The organism is Klebsiella sp. KTE92 (assembly GCF_000398905.1).
GTDB lineage: Bacteria > Pseudomonadota > Gammaproteobacteria > Enterobacterales > Enterobacteriaceae > Klebsiella > Klebsiella variicola.
The window spans coordinates 1,804,911-1,824,927 of sequence record NZ_KB976100.1 but is presented as its reverse complement, the minus strand read 5'-3'; the positions used below and the strand labels follow the sequence as shown (position 1 = coordinate 1,824,927).

Here is a 20,017-nt window from a genome sequence, read left to right as displayed (position 1 = left end):
ATTTTCTGCGCCATCTCCTCTTTTCGATGAATAGGCTCAATCGAACTTGCTTTTTGATAAAAAAATATTGTCGCAAGGGTGCTGGGAAAAGCAGCAGATTGCCCGCAGAATATCCTCGCTTATCTCTATTTTTCCCTGGAGGGGAAATGTCCCGCGTCTCGCAGGCAAGGAGCCTGGGTAAATATTTCCTGTTAGTCGATAACATGCTGGTCGTGCTGGGCTTTTTTGTCGTTTTTCCGCTGATTTCCATCCGCTTTGTCGATCAGATGGGTTGGGCAGCGCTGATGGTCGGCATTGCGCTCGGCCTGCGCCAGCTGGTGCAGCAGGGATTAGGCATTTTTGGCGGCGCCATTGCCGACCGCTTCGGCGCGAAACCCATGATTGTCACCGGCATGCTGATGCGCGCCGGCGGCTTCGCGGCGATGGCCGTCGCCCATGAGCCCTGGGTGCTCTGGCTCTCCTGTATCTTGTCCGGGTTGGGCGGCACGTTGTTCGATCCGCCACGAGCCGCGCTGGTGGTCAAACTGGTGCGCCCGCATCAGCGCGGCCGCTTTTTCTCCCTCCTGATGATGCAGGACTGCGCCGGCGCGGTGATTGGCGCCCTGCTGGGCAGTTGGCTGCTACAGTATGACTTCCGTCTGGTGTGCAGCGCCGGCGCCGCGCTGTTTATCGCTTGCGCCGCGTTTAACGCCTGGTATCTGCCAGCATGGAAACTGTCCACGGTGAAAACGCCAGTCCGCGAGGGGCTGGGACGGGTGCTGCGGGATAAGCGCTTCGTCACCTATGTCCTGACGTTAACAGGCTATTACATGCTGGCGGTGCAGGTGATGCTGATGCTGCCGATCATGGTGAACGACATTGCCGGTTCGCCGGCCGCCGTGAAGTGGATGTACGCCATCGAAGCCACCATTTCGCTGACCCTGCTCTATCCCATTGCCCGCTGGAGCGAGAAACGCTACCGCCTTGAGCACCGGCTGATGGCCGGTCTGCTGGTAATGACGCTGGCGATGCTGCCGATTGGCATGACCAGCAGTTTGCAGCAGTTATTTACCCTGATCTGCCTGTTTTACATCGGTTCGATCATCGCGGAACCCGCCAGGGAGACGCTGGGCGCCTCGCTGGCGGATGCCCGGGCGCGCGGCAGCTATATGGGGTTCAGCCGCCTGGGTCTCGCCTTCGGCGGCGCGCTGGGTTACGCGGGCGGCGGCTGGCTGTTTGATGCCGGCAAAGCCGTGGGCCAGCCCGAACTGCCGTGGCTGATGCTCGGCGCCATTGGGTTTATCACTTTCCTTGCCCTGTGGTGGCAATTCAGTCCAAAACGCTCCGCCTCCGGTATGCTGGAGCCGCGCACCTAAGCGCGTAGGTCCGCGGTTTCTCCTGCCTTTCAGCCTATTCTGCTGGCATGAAGAATGCTGACAGGTCATGATGCTTTGTGTCAGGATGAATGATGGTACGAGCTTGAGGAACCCCATGAAAAAGATATTGATCGCCGCGGCGCTGATTGTCAGCGGTCTGCTGAGCGGCTGTAACCAGTTGACCCAATACACGGTAAGCGAGCAGGAGATAAACCAGGCGCTGCAGAAGCGTAACCATTTCGCCAAAGATATCGGTCTGAAAGGCGTTGCCGATGCCCATATTGAGCTGCAGAACCTGACCAGCGCTATCGGCCGTGAAGAGCCGGGCAAAGTCACGCTGACCGGGGTCGCCAACGTCGATCTGAACTCCCTGTTCGGCACCCAGAAAGCGACGATCGATCTGAAGCTCAAAGCGCTGCCAACCTTTGACAGAGAGAAAGGCGCTATCTTCCTGCAGGAAATGGAGGTGGTCGATGCCAAAGTGGCGCCCGAGAAGCTGCAGTCGGTGATTCAGGCCCTGCTCCCCTATCTGAACCAGTCGCTGCGCAGCTACTTCAGCCAGCAACCGGCCTATGTCCTGCGTGAAGACGCCAGCACCGGCGAAGCGCTGGCGAAGAAATATGCCAAGGGCATAGAGGTGAAACCGGGCGAAATTGTCATCCCCTTTACCAATTAATCTCCAGGGCGCTACGGCGCCCTGAATTTTTTACGGAAATGAGTGCAAAGGAAAACGTTTACGCTTATCCTTAGTGCCCGGCAAAAAACAGCCCTGATGACTGAACCTATTAGCCGGAGCCTTCCATGACAGCACAACCCCAGGTATTGAAAATCCGCCGCCCAGACGACTGGCATATCCATCTGCGTGATGACGATATGCTGAAAACCGTCGTGCCTTACACCAGTGAGTTTTATGGCCGGGCGATCGTGATGCCGAATCTGGTGCCGCCTGTCACCACCGTCGCGGCGGCTATCGCCTATCGCCAGCGCATTATGGACGCCGTCCCGGCCGGGCACGACTTCACCCCGTTGATGACCTGCTATCTGACAGACTCCCTCGACCCGGCGGAGCTGGAGCGCGGCTTTAACGAAGGTGTGTTCACCGCCGCCAAGCTCTACCCGGCCAACGCCACGACCAACTCCAGCCACGGTGTCACCAGCACCGACGCCATTATGCCGGTGCTGGAGCGGATGGAAAAACTGGGCATGCCGCTGCTGGTGCATGGGGAAGTCACCCACGCCGAGATTGATATTTTCGATCGTGAAGCGCGCTTTATTGACACGGTGATGGAGCCCCTGCGCCAGCGCCTGCCCGGTCTAAAGGTGGTCTTTGAGCATATTACTACCAAAGATGCCGCCGAATATGTGCGTGACGGCAATGAACTGCTGGCGGCCACTATTACCCCGCAGCACCTGATGTTCAACCGCAACCATATGCTGGTCGGCGGTATTCGTCCTCACCTGTACTGCCTGCCGGTACTCAAACGCAATATTCATCAGCAGGCGCTGCGCGAACTGGTCGCCAGCGGCTTTAGCCGCGCCTTCCTTGGCACCGACTCCGCGCCGCACGCCCGCCATCGTAAGGAAGCCAGCTGCGGCTGCGCCGGCTGCTTCAACGCCCCGACCGCCCTCGGCAGCTACGCCACCGTGTTTGAAGAAATGAACGCTCTGCAGCACTTTGAAGCCTTCTGCTCGCTGAACGGCCCGCGCTTCTACGGTCTGCCGGTCAATGAAAGCTATGTTGAGCTGGTGCGTGAAGAGACCACGGTCGTTGACAGCATTGCGCTGCCCAATGATAGCCTGGTCCCGTTCCTGGCGGGTGAAACCGTTCGCTGGACGATGAAGCGATAAAAAACCTAGCCCCCTGTTGTCAACGCCCATCAGATACTGTATAAATAACCAGTATCAAACACAGGGGGCAATTATGCGCATCGAAGTGTCTATCGCCAAAACGACCGCCTTACCCAACGGCGCGCTGGAAGCGCTGAATAACGAACTCTCCCGGCGTATCGCCGAGCAATTCCCGGCCATCGACAGTCAGGTGAGCGTGCGCTACGCCACCGGCAACCAGCTCTCGGTGTTCGGCGCCCTGAAAGAAGACAAAGACCGGATAAGCGAAATCCTGCAGGAAACCTGGGAAAGCGCGGACGACTGGTTTGTCCACGATCTCTCCTGAAGCATGGCGGGATCCAGTTACTCTGGTTTGCTCCCTCATTGTGCTTTTCTTTGCCGGGTCGCCCCGGCTTTTTTCTCCCCGCCTCTTGTTCAGAATATTCCTGATTATTCTGTTTAATATCGGCTAAAATGGCCATTTCCCGCGCTTATCTTGCGTAAAAAAGCGGCGAAAACAAGAAAATCATGCTGCCTTTCATTTAATTTCTCGAGTTTATTCTTGATCCCTGATATAATTAACTTGCTTCAAAAAACATGCATTAAACCTCGAGAATTGTTGTCTTTTAACATATGAATAAGGGGTTATGATGGAAAAAAATAATGAAGTCATTCAGACCCATCCCCTCGTTGGATGGGACATCAGCACCGTTGATAGCTACGATGCGCTGATGTTGCGCCTGCACTACCAGAACCCCACTCAAGAAAACAGTCATGATGCTGAAATTGGCCAGACGCTATGGCTAACGACGGACGTCGCACGTCAATTTATTTCAATCCTGGAAGCAGGCATTGCGAAGATTGAATCTGGCGAATACCAGGAAAACGAGTACCGCCGACATTAACGCGATACGGGGAATGACTAAACAATAGTCTTAACAGGCACCTGCGGGTGCCTGAATTATTTTCGGGCTTGTATAAGCGCAGGGAGTTAATTACCCTGCTAATAAGGCAATTACCCGGAACTCACCATGCAATACGATCTTATCATTATCGGCAGCGGATCGGTCGGCGCTGCCGCTGGCTATTATGCGCGTCGTGCCGGACTCAATGTTCTGATGACCGATGCCCACCAACCTCCCCATCAGGAGGGCAGCCATCATGGCAGTAGCCGTCTTATCCGTCACGCTTATGGCGAAGGTGAAAAGTATGTTCCGCTGGTGCTGCGCGCCCAGCAGCTGTGGGATGAACTGGCTGAAATCAGCGGCGAAGCCGTTTTTGAACGCACCGGCGTCATTAACCTCGGCCCCGCCAGCTCTCCTTTCCTGGCCAACGTCGCCGCCAGCGCCAGGGCGTTCGATCTTGAGGTTGAAGAGTTAGATGCTCAGGCCGTCATGCAGCGCTGGCCGGAGATACGCCTTCCCGACGACTATCGGGCGATTTTCGAACCGGCGTCCGGCGTACTGCGCAGTGAGCTGGCTGTCGAGACCTGGATACGTCTGGCACGGGAAGCTGGCTGCGCGCAGCTATTCAACTGCCCGGTATCAGCCATTCATCACCATGCAGACGGGGTCACCATTGATACCCTTGACGGTGAATATCACGGCAAGAAATTGCTGATTAGCGCCGGTACCTGGGTCACCCGCCTGCTTCCGGACCTCCCCATCCAGCCGGTACGTAAGGTTTTTGCCTGGTTCCAGGCCGATGGCCGTTACAGCAGCAAGAATCATTTCCCGGCATTCACCGGCGAGCTACCCAACGGCGATCAATACTACGGTTTCCCGGCGGAAGATAACGAGCTGAAGATCGGCAAGCATAACGGCGGTCAGCCTGTCTCCACGCCGCAGGAGCGATCGGCGTTTGGCGCTGTCGCCAGCGATGGTTCCGAATCCTTTCCGTTTTTACGTAACGTCCTGCCCGGGATCGGCGGCTGTCTGCACGGCGCCTCCTGCACCTATGACAACACGGTCGATGAAGATTTTATTATCGATACGCTCCCTGGCAGACCAGACACGCTGCTGATCACCGGTCTGAGCGGCCATGGCTTTAAGTTTGCGCCGGTGCTGGGAGAAATTGCCAGTCAGTTTGCCCAGGGACAGACGTCGACCTTTAACCTGACGCCTTTCTCACTGGCGCGCTTTAGCTCATAACGGAATGCGGCACGCTTGCCGCCGGAAAAAAAACGGCCTCTGTGTCGAGGCCGTTAGTCATTGAGAACGGTTATGCGTCGCCTGTTTAATATGCTGGTTAACAACGTGCGCGAGCACTTTATGATCTACCTTGCGCTGTGGTTGCTGCTGGCGATCATCGATCTCGTCTGTTTATGGTTTTTCTGACGACTCCGGCTCGGGGATCCCGAGTTTGGTGTTCAGTCGGCCACGCGATTTGTTAAAGATTTTATTGCCGTTTTCGCGTCCGGCGCGCAGTTTGCGCTGCTCCTCTTCCGGCAGCTTATGCTCTTCCATGCACGCTTCGCTACAGCAACCGGCAAACTTCTCAGCGCAGCTTGGGCACTGAATAAACAGCAGATGACAGCCATCATTCAGGCAATTGGTATGGGTATCGCACGGCGCGCCACACTGATGACAGTGCGCGATGACGTCATCGGAGATACGCTCGCCCATCCTCTCATCAAAGACAAAGTTTTTGCCAATAAAACGGACCGGCAGCCCCTGCTCACGTGCGCGGCGGGCGTACTCAATAATCCCGCCCTCGATATGCCAGACCTTATTGAAACCGTTATGCTTCATCCAGGCGCTGGCTTTTTCACAGCGAATACCGCCGGTGCAATACATAACAATTTTCTTGTCTTTGTGGTCCTGCATCATTTCCACGGCTTTCGGCAGCTGGTCGCGGAAGGTATCCGCCGGGATCTCCAGCGCGTTTTCGAAATGACCCACCTCATATTCATAGTGGTTACGCATATCGATAAATACCGCATCCGGATCGTCAAGCATGGCATTGACGTCCGCCGCCTTGAGATAATCCCCAACATTGGAGGCATCGAAAGAGGGATCGTCGATGCCATCGGCGACAATACGGTCGCGCACTTTCAGGCGCAGAACCCAGAAAGATTTCCCATCGTCCTCAAGGGCGATATTGAAACGCAGCCCCGCCAGCGCCGGATCGAAGCCATACAGAAACTCACGCAGGGCTTCAACGTTGCTTTCCGGCACGCTGATTTGCGCGTTGATCCCTTCCCGGGCCAGATAAATACGGCCAAAGACCTTCAGCTGGGTTAAGGCAACCCATAACGCATCGCGAGTGGCTTGTGGGTCGACAATGGTGAAATATTTATAGAATGAGATCGTCGTGCGCGGCTCGGTCTCAGCCAGCATTTGCGCCTTTAACGTCTCATTTGAAATGCGGTTGTGTAACACTGGCATGGTGTACCTGCTCGACATAGAAATGAGGAAATAAACGGCGGGCATGATATAGCAAAGCTAATTAATTTACATCCCTACATTTTACGCTACATTTCTCTCACCCGGTCGCGCCCCGCTTAACAAAACGAGCTGACTGTCGCCGCCTTTGGCTGGCCGGTAAAAAAATGCGATAATATAAGACGTTGCTCACTGATACGGGTATGAAATGACTCATTTGCCTAAATTTTCTCCGGCGCTGTTGCATCCGCGCTATTGGCTGCTGTGGCTGGGTATTGGCCTGCTGTGGCTGGTTGTCCAACTGCCCTATCCGCTGATTTACCGCCTGGGAAATGCCATCGGCCGGCTGGCCATGCGCTTTATGAAGCGTCGGGCGAAGATAGCCTACCGCAACCTTGAACTCTGCTTCCCAGAGAAAAGCGAGCAGGAACGTCACCGAATGGTGGTGATGAACTTTGAATCGGTGGGGATGGGACTGATGGAGACGGGGATGGCCTGGTTCTGGCCGGTTCGTCGTATCGCCCGCTGGACCGACACCATCGGCTTTGAGCATATCCGCGATGTGCAGGCGCAGCAGCGCGGCATTCTGCTGATCGGTATTCACTTCCTGACCCTCGAGATGGGCGCGCGAATGTTCGGTATGAATGAGCCGGGAATTGGCGTCTATCGCCCCAACGACAACCCGGTGATCGACTGGCTGCAGACATGGGGCCGCTTGCGCTCAAATAAGGACATGATTGACCGTAAGGATCTGAAAGGGATGATCCGGGCGCTGAAAAAAGGTGAAGTGGTCTGGTATGCGCCGGATCACGATTACGGTCCGACCGCCAGCGTCTTCGCCCCACTGTTCGCTGTCGACCAGGCGGCGACCACCTCCGGCACCTGGATGCTGGCGAAAATGTCCAAAGCCTGTATCGTCCCCTTCGTCCCGCGTCGCAAACCGGATGGTAAAGGTTATGAACTGATTATCCTGCCGCCAGAGTGTTCCCCGCCGCTGGACGACGCGGAAACCACGGCCGCCTGGATGAACAAGATTGTTGAGCAGTGCATCATGATGGCCCCGGAACAATATATGTGGCTCCACCGCCGCTTCAAAACCCGCCCCGAGGGCATGCCCTCCCGCTACTGATCCCTTTTCCCGGCCGCGCATGTGGCCGGGAATGCGCTTCTCGCTCATGCTTAAGGCTCTGCTTTAGCTTTAAAAGCTCTCCTCCATTGCGGCATTTATTTCCCAGGCGCATAATTAGCAGGCTCATATTTTCTCTTAATTTGACCTGCCGCGCAGGCCAGTGGAACCCTATGTCCTCTGCTGATACCCCTATTAACTGGAAACAAAATCTGACCGTGACCTGGCTCGGCTGCTTTTTAACGGGCGCCGCCTTCAGTCTGGTTATGCCCTTTCTGCCACTCTATGTCGAACAGCTCGGGGTCACCGGGCATAGCGCGCTGAACATGTGGTCCGGGCTGGTCTTTAGTATCACCTTCCTCTTCTCCGCCATTGCCTCACCGTTCTGGGGCGGTCTTGCTGACCGCAAAGGACGAAAAATTATGCTGCTGCGTTCCGCCCTCGGAATGTCCGTAGTGATGATGCTGATGGGGATGGCACAGAATATCTGGCAGTTTCTGCTGCTACGCGCACTGCTCGGCCTGCTGGGCGGCTTTATTCCCAACGCCAACGCCCTGATTGCCACCCAGATCCCGCGCCACAAAAGCGGCTGGGCGCTGGGCACGCTGTCAACCGGCGCGGTGAGCGGCGCCCTGCTCGGCCCGCTGGCGGGTGGCTTCCTGGCCGACCACTGGGGCCTGCGCACCGTCTTCTTTATGACCGCGGCGGTGCTGTTTATCTGCTTCCTGTTTACCCTGTTTTTAATCCGTGAAAATTTTGTGCCGATCGCCAAAAAAGAGATGCTCAGCGCCAGAGAGGTTTTCTCCTCGCTACAGAATCCCAAGCTGGTGCTCAGCCTGTTTGTGACCTCGCTGATCATCCAGGTGGCCACCGGCTCCATTGCGCCGATTCTGACGCTTTACGTGCGCGATCTCGCGGGCAACGTCAGTAACATCGCCTTTATTAGCGGGATGATCGCCTCGGTGCCGGGAATAGCCGCGCTGATGAGCGCCCCGCGGCTGGGCAGGCTCGGGGATCGTATCGGGCCGGAAAAGATCCTCATCGTCGCGCTAATTATCTCTGTGCTATTGCTGATCCCGATGTCGTTCGTTCAGACCCCACTGCAGCTGGGTATCCTGCGTTTCCTGCTCGGCGCGGCAGACGGGGCACTGCTGCCGGCAGTGCAAACCCTGCTGGTGTATAATTCCACCAGCCAGATCTCCGGGCGTATCTTTAGCTATAACCAGTCGTTCCGCGATATTGGCAACGTCACCGGCCCCCTGATAGGCGCCTCGGTGTCCGCCAACTACGGTTTCCGCGCGGTATTCCTGGTCACCGCGGGCGTGGTGCTCTTTAACGCCATTTATTCTACCCTCAGCCTGCGCCGACCTGCCGCGGAAGCCTCGCAGCCTGACCGCCATTCAGTAAATTAATGTCCAGAGGGGCCCAGCCCCTTGACGCTTTGGCTACCGCCTTCTATAGATTGAATCGTGTTCAATTCATATTCTTCTCAGGAGATTCGCTATGCCAAAGGATTCGATGTTCTATGCCACGCTCGAAGAAGCTATTGATGCAGCACGCGAAGAATTTCTCGCCAATAATCCTGACAGCGATGAAGAGAGCGCTAACGTTGAGCAGCTTAATATTCAAAAGTATGTGCTGCAGGATGGCGATATCGCCTGGCAGGCCGAATTTTTTGCTGACGAAGACGAACAAGGCGAATGTTTACCGATGCTCAGCGGCGAAGCTGCGCAGAGCGTTTTCGACGGGGATTATGATGAGATAGAGCTGCGCCAGGAGTGGCTGGAGGAAAATACCCTCCATGAGTGGGATGAAGGCGAATTCCAGCTCGAGCCCTCGCTGGACACCGAAGAGGGACAGACGGCGGCCGACGAGTGGGACGAGCGCTAATCAGTTATAGGGCCCGTGGCTGGCATCCAGCGGCAGCAGCAGCGTATCGAACACAAGCGAGAACGGAAGGTCCAGAACGGTGAGATAGCGCCATGCCGAGTCGCGAACGTCCCACTGCACGCCCGGGTAATATTGATTGCCATGCCCCTGCCCGGGCACCGTCCGGCTGATAATGCTGCCGCAGCCGCTCAGCAGCAGCGCCATGGCAATGATCGATAATATTCGCATTCACAACCTCGTGTTTCAGATAAAAAAATACCGGCATCGCTGCCGGTATTTTCCTTTACGTACGGCTTATTTCGTTTTCAGCGCCAGCGGGTTAAGCGCTAACTGCTGATACGCGTTGACCCACGATGAATATTTCTCCGGCGCGGCCCAGACGCGATAGTGCAGACGCGACATGGTCACCGGGTCGCTCAACAGCACCAGTCGACGATCGCGGTTCAGCTTATCCGGCGTTTCGTTCAGCGCCTGCTCAACGTGGCGCTCGCGAGCGATCTCAAGGATATGACCATGACGGTGGCGCGCGGTGGCCATCGCCGTGGCGAGGGCGTTAAACGACGGATTGAATACCGCGTGCATAAAGCCATCGTCCAGTGAACGCTGACGGTTCAGCGTCAGGTACGCGTCGGTATCCTTGAGCACCTGCGGCGGCGAATACTCTTCCGGGATCAGGAACAGCTTCCAGCGCTTGGTGCGCAGGCCCACGGTCGCCCGGCTGGAGATCGCCGACACGAACGGCGACAGGATCAGCGAGACGACGATCGGCGCCAGCCAGAACAGGAAGCGCAGATCCAGCCATGCCATTCCGACTGCCCATACCAGCCCCAGCAGCAGCTGCGAGCCGTGACGCATAAAGGCTTCTCCCCACGGCGTGGAGTCATCATCACGCTGCGGCGAATTCCACACCACTTCCCAGCCGAGGAAGGCGCTGACCACGAAGACGGTGTGGAACAGCATGCGAACCGGCGCCAGCAGGACCGAGAACAGGACCTCCAGCAGCAGAGAAAGCGTGACGCGGATAAATCCGCCATACTCTTTCGGCCCTTTACACCACACCAGAATAATACTCAGCAGCTTCGGCAGGAACAGCAGCACCATGGTCGAAGCGAACAGCGCGATGGCCAGCTCCGGACGCCACTGCGGCCACACCGGGAACAGCTGACGCGGCTGCAGGAAGTACTGCGGCTCGGTCAGGGCATGCACCACCTGCAACGCCGTCGACAGGGCAAGGAACATAAACCACAGCGGCGCCGACAGGTACGACATCACGCCGGTGAGGAACACCGCCCGGTGAACCGGGTGCATCCCTCTGACGAGGAACAGGCGGAAGTTCATCAGGTTGCCCTGACACCAGCGACGGTCGCGTTTCAGCTCGTCCAGCAGGTTCGGCGGCAGCTCCTCATAGGAGCCCGGCAGATCGTAGGCAATCCACACCCCCCAGCCGGCACGGCGCATTAGCGCGGCTTCGACGAAGTCGTGCGACAGAATCGACCCGGCAAAGTTACCCTCGCCCGGCAGCGGCGCCAGCGCGCAGTGCTCGATGAACGGCTTCACGCGGATAATGGCGTTGTGTCCCCAGTAGTGGGACTCCCCCAGCTGCCAGAAGTGCAGACCGGCCGTAAACAGCGGACCGTACACCCGGGTGGCAAACTGCTGGCAACGCGCATACAGCGTGTCCATGCCCGAAGCGCGCGGGGATGACTGGATGATCCCGGCGTTCGGGTTCGCTTCCATCAGGCGCACCAGGCTGCTCAGACACTCGCCGGTCATCACCGAGTCTGCGTCCAGCACCACCATATAGCTGTACTGGCTGCCCCAGCGGCGGCAGAAATCATCGATGTTGCCGCTCTTACGCTTCACGCGACGACGGCGACGACGATAGAAAATCTGCCCTTCGCCCTGCACTTCGGCAATCAGCTCCATCCACGCCTTTTGCTCAGCCACACAGATATCGGGGTTATAGCTGTCGCTGAGAATATAGACGTCGAAATGAGCGGCGTTACCGGTCGCTTTCACCGACTCCCAGGTCGCCCGCAACCCGGCGAAAACGCGGTCAACGTCTTCGTTACAGATCGGCATAATAAGCGCCGTACGGTGCGCCGGGTTCAACGGTTCGTCACCAACCGTCGAGGCGGAAATACTGTACTTGTCGCGGCCAATCAACAGCTGCAGAAAGCCCATTAACGCAGTCCAGAAGCCGGCGGAAACCCAGCAGAACAGCACCGCGAAGAGGATCAGAATGCCGCTCTGCAACACGTACGGCAGCAGCTGCATGAACGAGATCCACAGGTTCTGCCCCACCATGTCGGCCGGGTTGATCAGCGCCCAGCCCTGATAAGGCAGAATGGTTTTCATATACCAGGTGGCCACCACGGTCTGCGACAGCGTCAGCAGCAGCAGGATGTAGCGACGAATGGTGCCGACGGTACGCCATTTTTGCTCACTCTCGCGCTCTTCTTGCGTCAGGCGGGAGAGATAGCGCGGCGTGACATCGCGGCCGCGCAGACGATCCCAGAAGCGGCCGACCGGGTTAGTCCGCCACGGGTCCGGGATCATCGAGGAACGCCTGGCTTTCGGCATAGCATGCAGCTGGGTACGACCTTCGTCATCCTTCACCAGTTGATCGCCAGAAAGCGAATCCGGCCAGCTGTGCGCCAGACGCGCCTTCACCGACCCCAGCGGAGAGTCGTCTTCGCGAGCGAAGGTCTGATGTTCGTCATCCAGGGCCTGATGAACGGCCTGCAGGCTGGTGTCCGGCAGCGCCGATTTTTCGGCGTCCGACAGCGGCAATGCGTCAATGTACTTCGTTATCTTATTCATTGGCAGGCAGCTGATAGCTCCAGGTTTCGCTCAACGTGTCATCACCGTTAACCAGTGCGGCACGCATTTCCGTCGTTTTCTTCGGATCTTTGACCTTCAAACGCAGGATCATCCGCCAGCCTTTGGTCACTGGATTGTAACGCACGGTATTTTCAACGATTTCCGCGTTATCGCCGGTGCTCGCCTGAGCAGCGACCGGGGTATCCGCTGGCAGTTTCTTCATATCGGCGCCGGTGAAGTCGACAATGAAGGCAACCGTACCGTCCGGCTGACGGATCAGGTTCGACTGCTTCACGTCGCCGGTAGAGCGGCGGGTCTGCATAACGTAAGCGTTATCTGGCGCATGCAGCTTGTCTTCATCGCGGCTGAAGGTGATGGTGTATTTGAAATTCATCTCCTTACCCGGCTCCGGCAGCTGATCCGGCGTCCAGTAAGTCACGATGTTATCGTTCGTTTCATCGTTGGTCGGAATTTCAACCAGCTCGATTTTCCCTTTGCCCCAGTCCCCTTTCGGGGTGATCCAGGCGCTTGGACGCAGGTCATAACGATCGTCGAGATCCTCGAAGCGCGAGAACTGACGGCCGCGCTGCAGCAGGCCAAACCCTTGCGGGTTTTCCATCGCATAGCTGCTGACAGCCAGGTGTTTCGGATTGTTCAGCGGACGCCAGATCCACTCGCCGTTACCGGCCAGGATAGACAGACCATTGGAGTCGTGCAGCGCCGGACGATAGTTGAGCGTCGGAGAAGGCTGGTTGGAACCGAACAGGAACATGCTGGTCAGCGGCGCCACACCCAGTTTGCCGACTTTGTCACGCAGGTAAACTTTGGACTGGACGTCCACGACGGTGTCGCGTCCCGGCATGATGACAAAGCGATAGGCGCCGGTTGCCCGTGGGGAATCCAGCAGCGCATAGATAGTCAGACGCTTGTCAGTGGCTTTTGGACGTTCGATCCAGAACTCACGAAAACGCGGGAACTCTTCGCCGGACGGCAGCGCGGTATCGATAGCCAGACCACGCGCGGACAGACCGTAAACCTGACCCTGACCCAGCACGCGGAAGTAGCTGGCACCGAGCATGCTGACGATTTCATCGTTCTTATCTTTGCTGTTGATCGGATACAGTACTTTGAAGCCGGCGAAACCGAGGTCTTTCACCGTGTCTTTATCGTGCTGGACGTTACCAAAGTTGAAATAGTCCGGACTATATTTAATTTTGCGCACGCTGGTCGCCGTCACTTCATTGATGGTCACCGGCGTGTCGAAGTACATCCCCTGATGGTAAAATTCAAGCTTGAATGGGGTTTTCTGGTTATTCCAGTAAGCTTTATCGTGATTAAACTGAATTTGCTGGTAGTCCGCGTATTTCATGTCGCGGAAAGCGGAGGGCAGGTTACTCTTCGGCGCTTCATAGCCTTTCCCGGCTAACGTTTTGGCCTCTTTTGCAACGTCATCAATGCTAAACGCCCATGCAGATGAAGTACACAGGGACAACATTACGGCTGCGCTTAACCAACGCATTTTCATCATCTGTGGTTTATGTTTCATATAAGTAAGCACTTCCCCCTTTGTGTGCTTAAATCGATCCGATCTATTTTAATGGAAACTCAGGCAATCCGACAACATAATCCCTGCTTTGTTCAGCCTGGCGGCACAGGGAATAAACAGTTCGCTGTCCCGTTTGCACTTTGAGTGCTTATCCTGGAGACAGATACCCCGAGTTCATGTAGGGTTGCTGATAATGTAAGCGTTATCACCTTGAGTGATAAGACGAATTATCTGAGATTGTCGTGAATCGTATGAATAATACTCCGGTACAGCGTGAATATTTCTTCGACAGCATCCGCGCCTGGTTGATGCTGCTGGGGATCCCTTTCCACATTTCGCTGATTTATTCCAGCCACAGCTGGCATGTCAACAGCGCCGAACCCTCGTGGTGGTTGACGCTGTTTAATGACTTCATCCATGCCTTTCGCATGCAGGTCTTTTTCGTCATCTCCGGCTATTTCTCCTACATGCTGTTCCTGCGCTACCCGCTGAAAAAATGGTGGAAAGTGCGCGTTGAACGGGTCGGTATTCCGATGCTGACCGCCATCCCACTGCTGACGCTGCCGCAATTTATTATGCTGCAATACGTCAACGGCAAGGCGGAAAACTGGCATACCCTTTCGATGTACGACAAATTTAATACCCTGGCCTGGGAGCTCATTTCCCACCTGTGGTTTTTACTGGTTCTGGTGGTGCTGACCTCGCTGGGGGTGGTGCTGTTTAAATGGCTGACGCGCCGTCCGGCTGGCCACGGCCTCGCCTTCAGTGACACTGTCACCATGGGCCAGCTGACGATGATTTTCCTCGCGCTGGGGGTCTTTTATGCGCTGATCCGCCGGTCCTTGTTCCTGCTCTATCCGCCCCTGCTGAGCAATGGTCTGTTTAACTTTGTGGTGATGCAGACGCTGTTCTATCTGCCCTTCTTTGTGCTGGGCGCGCAGACCTTTATTAACCCACGCTTAAAGACCATGTTCACCACTCCATCGCCGTGGTGCTGCGCCGCAGCGCTGCTCGGGTTTATCGCCTATCGACTGAATCAGCAGTATGGGTCCGGCGACGGCTGGATGTATGAAACCGAATCGGTGATTACTATGGTGTTGGGGCTGTGGATGGTCAATGTGGTCTTTTCGCTCGGCCATCGACTGCTGAACTTCCAGTCAGCGCGCGTGACCTATTTCGTCAATGCCTCGCTGTTTATTTACCTGGTGCACCACCCGCTGACGCTACTGTACGGGGCGTGGATCACCCCGGCCATCAAGTCCAATACCTTAGGCTTTATTGTCGGGCTGGTTTTTGTGGTGGGTATCGCGCTGATCCTGTATGAAATTCATCTGCGCATTCCGCTGCTGCGTTTCCTGTTCTCCGGTAAACCGATGAACAAACCGGCCAAAACCCCGGCTTCGGCCAGCTAATTTGCCGCGGGTGCGGCACGCCAGGCGTGTCGCATTACGCCTGCTCGTCAAAAAGCCGGTCGAAAATCATATTATACAGAGCTTCTAAATCTGCCTTATCGACCGGGGTCGAGGCGCTGAGCTCACAGCGATAGGCGGCCCCCTCGGTCAGAACGGCGATGAGCTCTGATGCGGCATTGCGTCGCGCATCGCTGAGCCCGGGATGGTAGCGCTGCGACAGACGCCCTCCTTCCTCTTTCAAACGCCGATCGGCCTGCACCAGGATCTCGCGCAAGCGTGGGTTACGCGAGGCTTCGGCGTTGATCTCCATCAGCAGATAATTGTCGCTTTTGGTGGCTGCCGACGTCGGGATCCTGCCGGCCAGCACCGCCGCTTTGCGCGCCAGATTGTGGTTCTCATCGATCATCTCCCCGACCCTGGCGTGGACGATTTCGCTGACAATCGCTTCGATAATCGCCTCTTTGCTGGCAAAAATACGATACAGCTGACCAACGCTCAGGCCCGCCTCGCGGGCAATATCGGCAACGGAAGCGCCATGCAGCCCCTTTTCAGCAAAACACCTTTGCGCAGCGGCAACGATCTCTGCGCGGCGCGCCTGCTGCTTCTGCTGTACTTTTCCTTCTGACACCCTGCTCCCTCCTGCTATCCATCTTTCCCGTCAATACCGGCGGTTATCATAGCCTATTCTGCTGGATCAGGGGTATGACGCCAGCAGGCGGCGATAGATAGCCGCCGTTTCCTCATCAAAACAGACGAACAGGACGCGCTCAAGGGGGTTATAGCGAGTGAGAAACGCGGTGACGGTGCGCACGGCGATCTCCGCCGCTTCCTCTTTTGGATAGCCATACACGCCGGTGCTGATCGCCGGAAACGCAATGGAGCGATAGTTGTTTGCCGCGGCCAGCTGCAGACTGTTTTTGTAAGCATCCGCCAGGGTTTGCGCTTCCATGCGGTCGCCGCCGTGCCAGACCGGGCCCACGGTGTGGATCACCGCGCTGGCGGGAAGATCGCCCGCAATAGTGATCACCGCGTGACCGGGAGGACATTCGCCCTGCTGCTGCAATACCTGTTTGCAAGCCGCCAGCAGCGCCGGGCCGGCCGCCCGGTGGATCGCGCCATCTACCCCGCCGCCGCCCAGCAGCGAGGGGTTTGCCGCATTAACAATCACATCGACTTCAAGCGTCGTAATATCGCCGAGAATTACCTCAGGTTGAACAGCCATTTCTCCTCCTGTCGGCATAGCGCGTGGATACGGCTTTCTGCCGATACTAGGGCATTCCCGCCCCCGGGAGCAAGATTATCCCTCAGCCCTGGCGACGGGAAGCTAAAAAAAACAGGACCCTAAGGGTCCTGTTGAGTCTGCTGTTTCGCCAGTCAGGCGTTGTCATTAGCGAACAATTTATGTTTGCCCGCGCGGGCCGCCAGCCACAGGCCACTATTCTTCATGGCATAGCCAAAAACCAGACCCAACGCCAGGGAGGGCACCACCAGGCGCCAGTCGCCGTCTGCCGCAAAAGTCGCGCAGGCGCCGATAAAGGTGCCCGGTACAAACGACAGCAATGTCTGTCGCGCCTGAATGCACATCAGGAAGGCGACGATACCGGTCATCATATAGCTGAGGATCTGCAGCTGCGGGGCCAGTGCGCTACCGTGGATAATCACTAATGCCCAGACCACGCCGCTCATTACCGTGCACGAGGAGATGGCCAGACCTTTCAGACCGCCCTGCGGGCAGGCGAAATAGGCCGTACAGCCGAGGAAACCGGCCCAGCTCAGCAGGCCGAGAGCGACCGCCACCCATCCCCAAATTCCGGAGAGAATGCCCGTCGTTAATGCGATTGCGAAGAGTATGTTCATGGCGCGTATCCTAGCAGATACGCGCCGGAAGAATGAGATCTAAAGCACAGTATATGAATGAACCTAATTTCAGTTGCATTAAAATAGTGATTAACATCACATATTATTGCTCATCTTCTTCCTGAAGCTCGTCCCACATCGCGGCGATGGCGTCGCGGGTCAATGGCGCCATGGTGCGCCAGAACGGCGTGTGCGCATGGGCTTCGACTTTGCCCAGCATCGTCCCGCACCATGGCAGGATATAGTCAGCAAACAGGAGCTCCAGCGTCTCGCTCTGGTCTTCTGTAGCATGATCCTCCAGCCAGGAGGCGGCCAACAGCAGCGATCCGAGATGATCCGCCGGACCTTCCCCTGTCGGGATACCGTGTTCACTCATAAAAGCCCGTACTTCTGCTTCCGAGGAACCCTCCACCCACGCGCTACGGTACGGCGGCACGCTGCAGGCTTCACCGACGAACAGAGCATTATAGTCCGTCGCAAGGGACTGCATCTCACAGCTTTTCTGCAGACGCGCCAGCAGTTCATCCTGCTCAAGCGGCCAGCTGGCAGCCAGTTTGCCCTCACGGATCAGGGTAAACAGCGGCACCAGCAGCGGGTCCTGCGGTTGACGGTAATACAGCGAACCCAGCACGCGGCAGAGGATTGAAAACTCGTTCATTCAGTTATTCCAGTTATACAAATTAAAGGTCAGCAAATTCCGGGATCGCCGGCATGCCCCGCGACTCGAGGAAGTTGAGCAGGCGACGCGGAGAAACGTTGAGGATCCTCTCCTCCGGGAAATCGACCGCATCAAGGATCTTGCGGCATTCGGTAAATTCCCCGAGGGTAAAGGCAGTGTGAGAGTCCGAGCCCAGCGCCACCCATCCCCCGGCATCACGCACCGCCGCAGCGATAGCTCGACAGTTATCTTCACTGCCCACGCGCGATGAAATAAAAGAGGAGTTATTAATCTCCAGCGCCACCTGATAGCGGGCCGCCGCTTCGGCAATAGCCGGGATATCCACCGGGAATTTCGGATTACCCGGATGGCTAATCATATGCACCTTACCGCTGGCCATCGCGGCAATCATCGCCTGCGTATGGGTGTCTCGATCCTGCGGCGGGAACACCGGCTCATGGAATCCGGCAATGATCAGATCAAGCGAGGTTAACATCGGCCCGGAGCAGTCGATCTCACCTTCGATATTTTTAATATTCGACTCAATACCGCGCAGGATCCCCACCCCGTCTACCAGACGGGGCCAGATGCGCATATTAACGAAGTGCCAGTAGTGCGGGGCATCTGCCATATCCGGGCCATGGTCGGTGATGGCGAAGAGTTTGATCCCTTTACGCTTTGCTTCCGCAATATAATCGTGCAGGGTGCTGTAGGCGTGGGTGCTGGCGACGGTATGCATGTGCAGGTCAACGGGATACATCACATTCTCCTCTTCTGTTTGCCGCAAGAATAGCAGGAAACCGGGCTATTGATTAGCAAAAACCCCGCCGTGGCGGGGTTCTCTCGTCTTAATAACCGCGCTGGCGGTCAACCTGACCGCTTACCGGTTCCCCTCGCTCAAGCCGGCTAATGGTCTCCGCAATGTAGGTGATAGCTTCCATTGGACGGGTCACTGCCGCCACATGGGGGGTCATGGCCACCCGCGGATGGGCCCATAGCGGGCTCTCCTGCGGCAGCGGTTCGCGACTGAAGACATCGAGCATCGCCCCTTTGAGCTTACCGCTGTTCAGCGCCGCCAGCAGATCCTCTTCAACGACATGCACGCCGCGAGCAAGGTTGAGGACATAGCTCTCATCCGGCAACTGCGCCAGCAGCGTTTGGTTAATAATACCGGCAGTTTCGGCGGTATTCGGCAGCAGGTTGATCAGCACGCGAGTGCCCTGCAGGAATTCGCCCAGTTCGGCCTGACCGGCGAAGCTCTGTACCTGTGGCCAGGATTTGCGGCTACGGCTCCAGACGCGAAGCGGGAACCCCCAGGGTTGCAGACTTTCCGCAACCTTCGCCCCCAACACGCCGGCGCCCATAATCCCGACAGTGAATTCGTCGGCGCGATACTCGGGCTGCGGCTGCCAGCGGGAAGCCAGCTTCAGCGCCTGATAGTCATCAAAGCGGCGGAACCAGTGCAGCACCTGGCTCACGGCATACTCCTGCATCTGCCGTCCCATACCGGTATCTTCGAGGCGAAACAGCGGGATCGACAGCGGCAGCATATCCGGATGGTCACGCAGCTTGCTGAGAATAGAATCTACCCCCGCCCCGAGGGCAAACACGGCCTTCAGCGCCCGGCCCTGCAGCATCTCTACCGGCGGATGCCAGACCAGGGCATAGTCCGCCGGCTGGTTGTCACCCGCTTTCCACTCGCGCACCCGCGCCCCGGGTAACTGTTTTTCCAGCTCACGGATCCAGAATGGGGTATCAAAGGTCTGATGGTAAAAAATAATCTCCATAGGGGCTCCTGATAGCAGACGCCTTTGGCCGATTGACGCTGGCGTCTTATTTTACTCATTGTTTTCTATTGGTTTGCCAGCATAACAAATTTCCCCCGAGCGAAAAGGGAAAAGGCACTGGCGACAAAAAAAACGGATTTCGCACGTTTAAGGAGCAAGTTGCTCGAAGTTTGTCTAAACGCGCTTTTTTTGCAAAAAGTTGATTGACGGGCGATACGTATTTCCCTACATTAGCGCCCGTTCCCGACAACAACGGGAAAGACAATATGGTGAGGTGTCCGAGTGGCTGAAGGAGCACGCCTGGAAAGTGTGTATACGGCAACGTATCGGGGGTTCGAATCCCCCCCTCACCG

At 56.8% G+C, this 20,017-nt stretch carries 21 protein-coding genes and 1 tRNA gene; 12 read left to right on the top strand and 10 right to left on the bottom strand.

Translation table 11 applies throughout. The annotated features are described in order from the left end of the window. Positions 1 to 146: 146 nt before the first annotated feature. The 7 genes from mdtH (at position 147) to A1WC_RS25975 (ending at position 5,518) form a co-directional block, all read left to right on the top strand. Positions 147 to 1,355: a multidrug efflux MFS transporter MdtH gene (gene mdtH, locus A1WC_RS16685; protein ID WP_016160613.1), complete on the top strand. Its 1,209-nt coding sequence runs from the start codon at positions 147 to 149 to the stop codon at positions 1,353 to 1,355. A 115-nt stretch (positions 1,356 to 1,470) separates the two neighbouring features. After that, positions 1,471 to 2,031 (top strand): lipoprotein, encoded by a 561-nt coding sequence (locus A1WC_RS16690; protein ID WP_012542249.1) that lies wholly within the window; start codon positions 1,471 to 1,473, stop codon positions 2,029 to 2,031. A gap of 125 nt (positions 2,032 to 2,156) precedes the next feature. Continuing rightward, positions 2,157 to 3,203, top strand: coding sequence for a dihydroorotase (gene pyrC / locus A1WC_RS16695; RefSeq protein ID WP_008805970.1), 1,047 nt, complete (start codon positions 2,157 to 2,159; stop codon positions 3,201 to 3,203). A 73-nt stretch (positions 3,204 to 3,276) separates the two neighbouring features. Further along, complete coding sequence (gene dinI, locus A1WC_RS16700) at positions 3,277 to 3,528, top strand: DNA damage-inducible protein I (RefSeq protein WP_002898994.1); 252 nt, start codon at positions 3,277 to 3,279, stop codon at positions 3,526 to 3,528. Positions 3,529 to 3,832: 304 nt separating this feature from the next. Next, entirely contained in the window at positions 3,833 to 4,087 is a 255-nt protein-coding gene (bssS, locus tag A1WC_RS16705; RefSeq protein WP_008805969.1) for a biofilm formation regulator BssS, read from the top strand. A 126-nt stretch (positions 4,088 to 4,213) separates the two neighbouring features. Next, positions 4,214 to 5,332 (top strand): N-methyl-L-tryptophan oxidase, encoded by a 1,119-nt coding sequence (solA, locus tag A1WC_RS16710; RefSeq protein ID WP_008805968.1) that lies wholly within the window; start codon positions 4,214 to 4,216, stop codon positions 5,330 to 5,332. 72 nt (positions 5,333 to 5,404) lie between these two features. Beyond that, positions 5,405 to 5,518, top strand: a complete 114-nt coding sequence (locus tag A1WC_RS25975) for a DUF2770 family protein (RefSeq protein WP_016160612.1) — start codon at positions 5,405 to 5,407, stop codon at positions 5,516 to 5,518. On the opposite strand, the gene A1WC_RS16715 is transcribed toward A1WC_RS25975, so the two are convergent. Next, positions 5,504 to 6,568 (bottom strand): rhodanese-related sulfurtransferase, encoded by a 1,065-nt coding sequence (locus A1WC_RS16715; RefSeq protein WP_008805967.1) that lies wholly within the window; start codon positions 6,566 to 6,568, stop codon positions 5,504 to 5,506. The genes A1WC_RS25975 and A1WC_RS16715 overlap by 15 nt on opposite strands. 205 nt (positions 6,569 to 6,773) lie before the next feature. On the opposite strand from A1WC_RS16715, the gene A1WC_RS16720 reads away from it, so the two are divergent. From A1WC_RS16720 to A1WC_RS16730, 3 genes are all read left to right on the top strand, one after another. Continuing rightward, the gene (locus tag A1WC_RS16720) at positions 6,774 to 7,694 is read left to right on the top strand and encodes a Kdo(2)-lipid IV(A) acyltransferase (protein WP_004140735.1); all 921 of its coding nucleotides are present in this window, start codon (positions 6,774 to 6,776) and stop codon (positions 7,692 to 7,694) included. A gap of 170 nt (positions 7,695 to 7,864) precedes the next feature. After that, positions 7,865 to 9,103, top strand: coding sequence for a multidrug efflux MFS transporter MdtG (gene mdtG, locus A1WC_RS16725; protein WP_008805966.1), 1,239 nt, complete (start codon positions 7,865 to 7,867; stop codon positions 9,101 to 9,103). A gap of 91 nt (positions 9,104 to 9,194) precedes the next feature. Further along, positions 9,195 to 9,581 (top strand): MysB family protein, encoded by a 387-nt coding sequence (locus A1WC_RS16730; protein ID WP_012542251.1) that lies wholly within the window; start codon positions 9,195 to 9,197, stop codon positions 9,579 to 9,581. On the opposite strand, the gene A1WC_RS16735 is transcribed toward A1WC_RS16730, so the two are convergent. From A1WC_RS16735 to mdoG, 3 genes are all read right to left on the bottom strand, one after another. Continuing rightward, positions 9,582 to 9,809, bottom strand: a complete 228-nt coding sequence (locus tag A1WC_RS16735; protein WP_008805964.1) for a YceK/YidQ family lipoprotein — start codon at positions 9,807 to 9,809, stop codon at positions 9,582 to 9,584. A gap of 66 nt (positions 9,810 to 9,875) precedes the next feature. Continuing rightward, the gene (mdoH, locus tag A1WC_RS16740) at positions 9,876 to 12,404 is read right to left on the bottom strand and encodes a glucans biosynthesis glucosyltransferase MdoH (protein WP_008805963.1); all 2,529 of its coding nucleotides are present in this window, start codon (positions 12,402 to 12,404) and stop codon (positions 9,876 to 9,878) included. Continuing rightward, complete coding sequence (gene mdoG, locus A1WC_RS16745; protein ID WP_012968580.1) at positions 12,397 to 13,950, bottom strand: glucans biosynthesis protein MdoG; 1,554 nt, start codon at positions 13,948 to 13,950, stop codon at positions 12,397 to 12,399. The genes mdoH and mdoG overlap by 8 nt, the downstream gene beginning before the upstream one ends. A 251-nt stretch (positions 13,951 to 14,201) precedes the next feature. Here mdoG and mdoC point away from each other — a divergent pair, with 251 nt between their 5' ends. Continuing rightward, positions 14,202 to 15,362, top strand: coding sequence for a glucans biosynthesis protein MdoC (gene mdoC / locus A1WC_RS16750; protein ID WP_012968581.1), 1,161 nt, complete (start codon positions 14,202 to 14,204; stop codon positions 15,360 to 15,362). A 34-nt stretch (positions 15,363 to 15,396) separates the two neighbouring features. Here mdoC and A1WC_RS16755 read toward each other — a convergent pair whose 3' ends face one another. The 6 genes from A1WC_RS16755 to ghrA all read right to left on the bottom strand — a co-directional run bounded on the left by A1WC_RS16755 (position 15,397) and on the right by ghrA (position 19,664). Further along, on the bottom strand, positions 15,397 to 15,990 hold the full coding sequence (locus A1WC_RS16755) for a TetR/AcrR family transcriptional regulator (RefSeq protein WP_012968582.1): 594 nt from the start codon (positions 15,988 to 15,990) through the stop codon (positions 15,397 to 15,399). A 66-nt stretch (positions 15,991 to 16,056) separates the two neighbouring features. Then, positions 16,057 to 16,584 carry an O-acetyl-ADP-ribose deacetylase gene (ymdB, locus tag A1WC_RS16760; protein ID WP_008805959.1) on the bottom strand — a complete coding sequence of 176 codons (528 nt, stop codon included), beginning with the start codon at positions 16,582 to 16,584 and terminating at the stop codon, positions 16,057 to 16,059. A gap of 152 nt (positions 16,585 to 16,736) precedes the next feature. After that, positions 16,737 to 17,219, bottom strand: a complete 483-nt coding sequence (locus A1WC_RS16765; RefSeq protein ID WP_016160611.1) for a DUF1097 domain-containing protein — start codon at positions 17,217 to 17,219, stop codon at positions 16,737 to 16,739. A gap of 103 nt (positions 17,220 to 17,322) precedes the next feature. Further along, on the bottom strand, positions 17,323 to 17,877 hold the full coding sequence (locus A1WC_RS16770; RefSeq protein ID WP_008805957.1) for a TorD/DmsD family molecular chaperone: 555 nt from the start codon (positions 17,875 to 17,877) through the stop codon (positions 17,323 to 17,325). A 22-nt stretch (positions 17,878 to 17,899) separates the two neighbouring features. Next, positions 17,900 to 18,637, bottom strand: coding sequence for a phosphatase (locus A1WC_RS16775; protein WP_008805956.1), 738 nt, complete (start codon positions 18,635 to 18,637; stop codon positions 17,900 to 17,902). 88 nt (positions 18,638 to 18,725) lie between these two features. After that, a complete protein-coding gene (ghrA, locus tag A1WC_RS16780; protein ID WP_016160610.1) occupies positions 18,726 to 19,664 on the bottom strand; it encodes a glyoxylate/hydroxypyruvate reductase GhrA in 939 nt (312 codons plus the stop codon). Positions 19,665 to 19,932: 268 nt separating this feature from the next. Here ghrA and A1WC_RS28160 point away from each other — a divergent pair. After that, positions 19,933 to 20,017 (top strand) — tRNA-Ser (locus A1WC_RS28160).

Coding starts and splice junctions, on each gene's coding strand:
- A1WC_RS16735 (WP_008805964.1), bottom strand. CDS start 9,809: ATGCGAATATTATCGATCATTGCCATGGCGCTGCTGCTGAGCGGCTGC.
- bssS (WP_008805969.1), top strand. CDS start 3,833: ATGGAAAAAAATAATGAAGTCATTCAGACCCATCCCCTCGTTGGATGG.
- solA (WP_008805968.1), top strand. CDS start 4,214: ATGCAATACGATCTTATCATTATCGGCAGCGGATCGGTCGGCGCTGCC.
- ghrA (WP_016160610.1), bottom strand. CDS start 19,664: ATGGAGATTATTTTTTACCATCAGACCTTTGATACCCCATTCTGGATC.
- A1WC_RS16720 (WP_004140735.1), top strand. CDS start 6,774: ATGACTCATTTGCCTAAATTTTCTCCGGCGCTGTTGCATCCGCGCTAT.
- A1WC_RS16690 (WP_012542249.1), top strand. CDS start 1,471: ATGAAAAAGATATTGATCGCCGCGGCGCTGATTGTCAGCGGTCTGCTG.
- A1WC_RS16730 (WP_012542251.1), top strand. CDS start 9,195: ATGCCAAAGGATTCGATGTTCTATGCCACGCTCGAAGAAGCTATTGAT.
- A1WC_RS16765 (WP_016160611.1), bottom strand. CDS start 17,219: ATGAACATACTCTTCGCAATCGCATTAACGACGGGCATTCTCTCCGGA.
- mdoH (WP_008805963.1), bottom strand. CDS start 12,404: ATGAATAAGATAACGAAGTACATTGACGCATTGCCGCTGTCGGACGCC.
- A1WC_RS16770 (WP_008805957.1), bottom strand. CDS start 17,877: ATGAACGAGTTTTCAATCCTCTGCCGCGTGCTGGGTTCGCTGTATTAC.
- mdtG (WP_008805966.1), top strand. CDS start 7,865: ATGTCCTCTGCTGATACCCCTATTAACTGGAAACAAAATCTGACCGTG.
- A1WC_RS25975 (WP_016160612.1), top strand. CDS start 5,405: ATGCGTCGCCTGTTTAATATGCTGGTTAACAACGTGCGCGAGCACTTT.
- ymdB (WP_008805959.1), bottom strand. CDS start 16,584: ATGGCTGTTCAACCTGAGGTAATTCTCGGCGATATTACGACGCTTGAA.
- pyrC (WP_008805970.1), top strand. CDS start 2,157: ATGACAGCACAACCCCAGGTATTGAAAATCCGCCGCCCAGACGACTGG.
- dinI (WP_002898994.1), top strand. CDS start 3,277: ATGCGCATCGAAGTGTCTATCGCCAAAACGACCGCCTTACCCAACGGC.
- A1WC_RS16775 (WP_008805956.1), bottom strand. CDS start 18,637: ATGTATCCCGTTGACCTGCACATGCATACCGTCGCCAGCACCCACGCC.
- mdoC (WP_012968581.1), top strand. CDS start 14,202: ATGAATAATACTCCGGTACAGCGTGAATATTTCTTCGACAGCATCCGC.
- A1WC_RS16715 (WP_008805967.1), bottom strand. CDS start 6,568: ATGCCAGTGTTACACAACCGCATTTCAAATGAGACGTTAAAGGCGCAA.
- mdoG (WP_012968580.1), bottom strand. CDS start 13,950: ATGAAACATAAACCACAGATGATGAAAATGCGTTGGTTAAGCGCAGCC.
- mdtH (WP_016160613.1), top strand. CDS start 147: ATGTCCCGCGTCTCGCAGGCAAGGAGCCTGGGTAAATATTTCCTGTTA.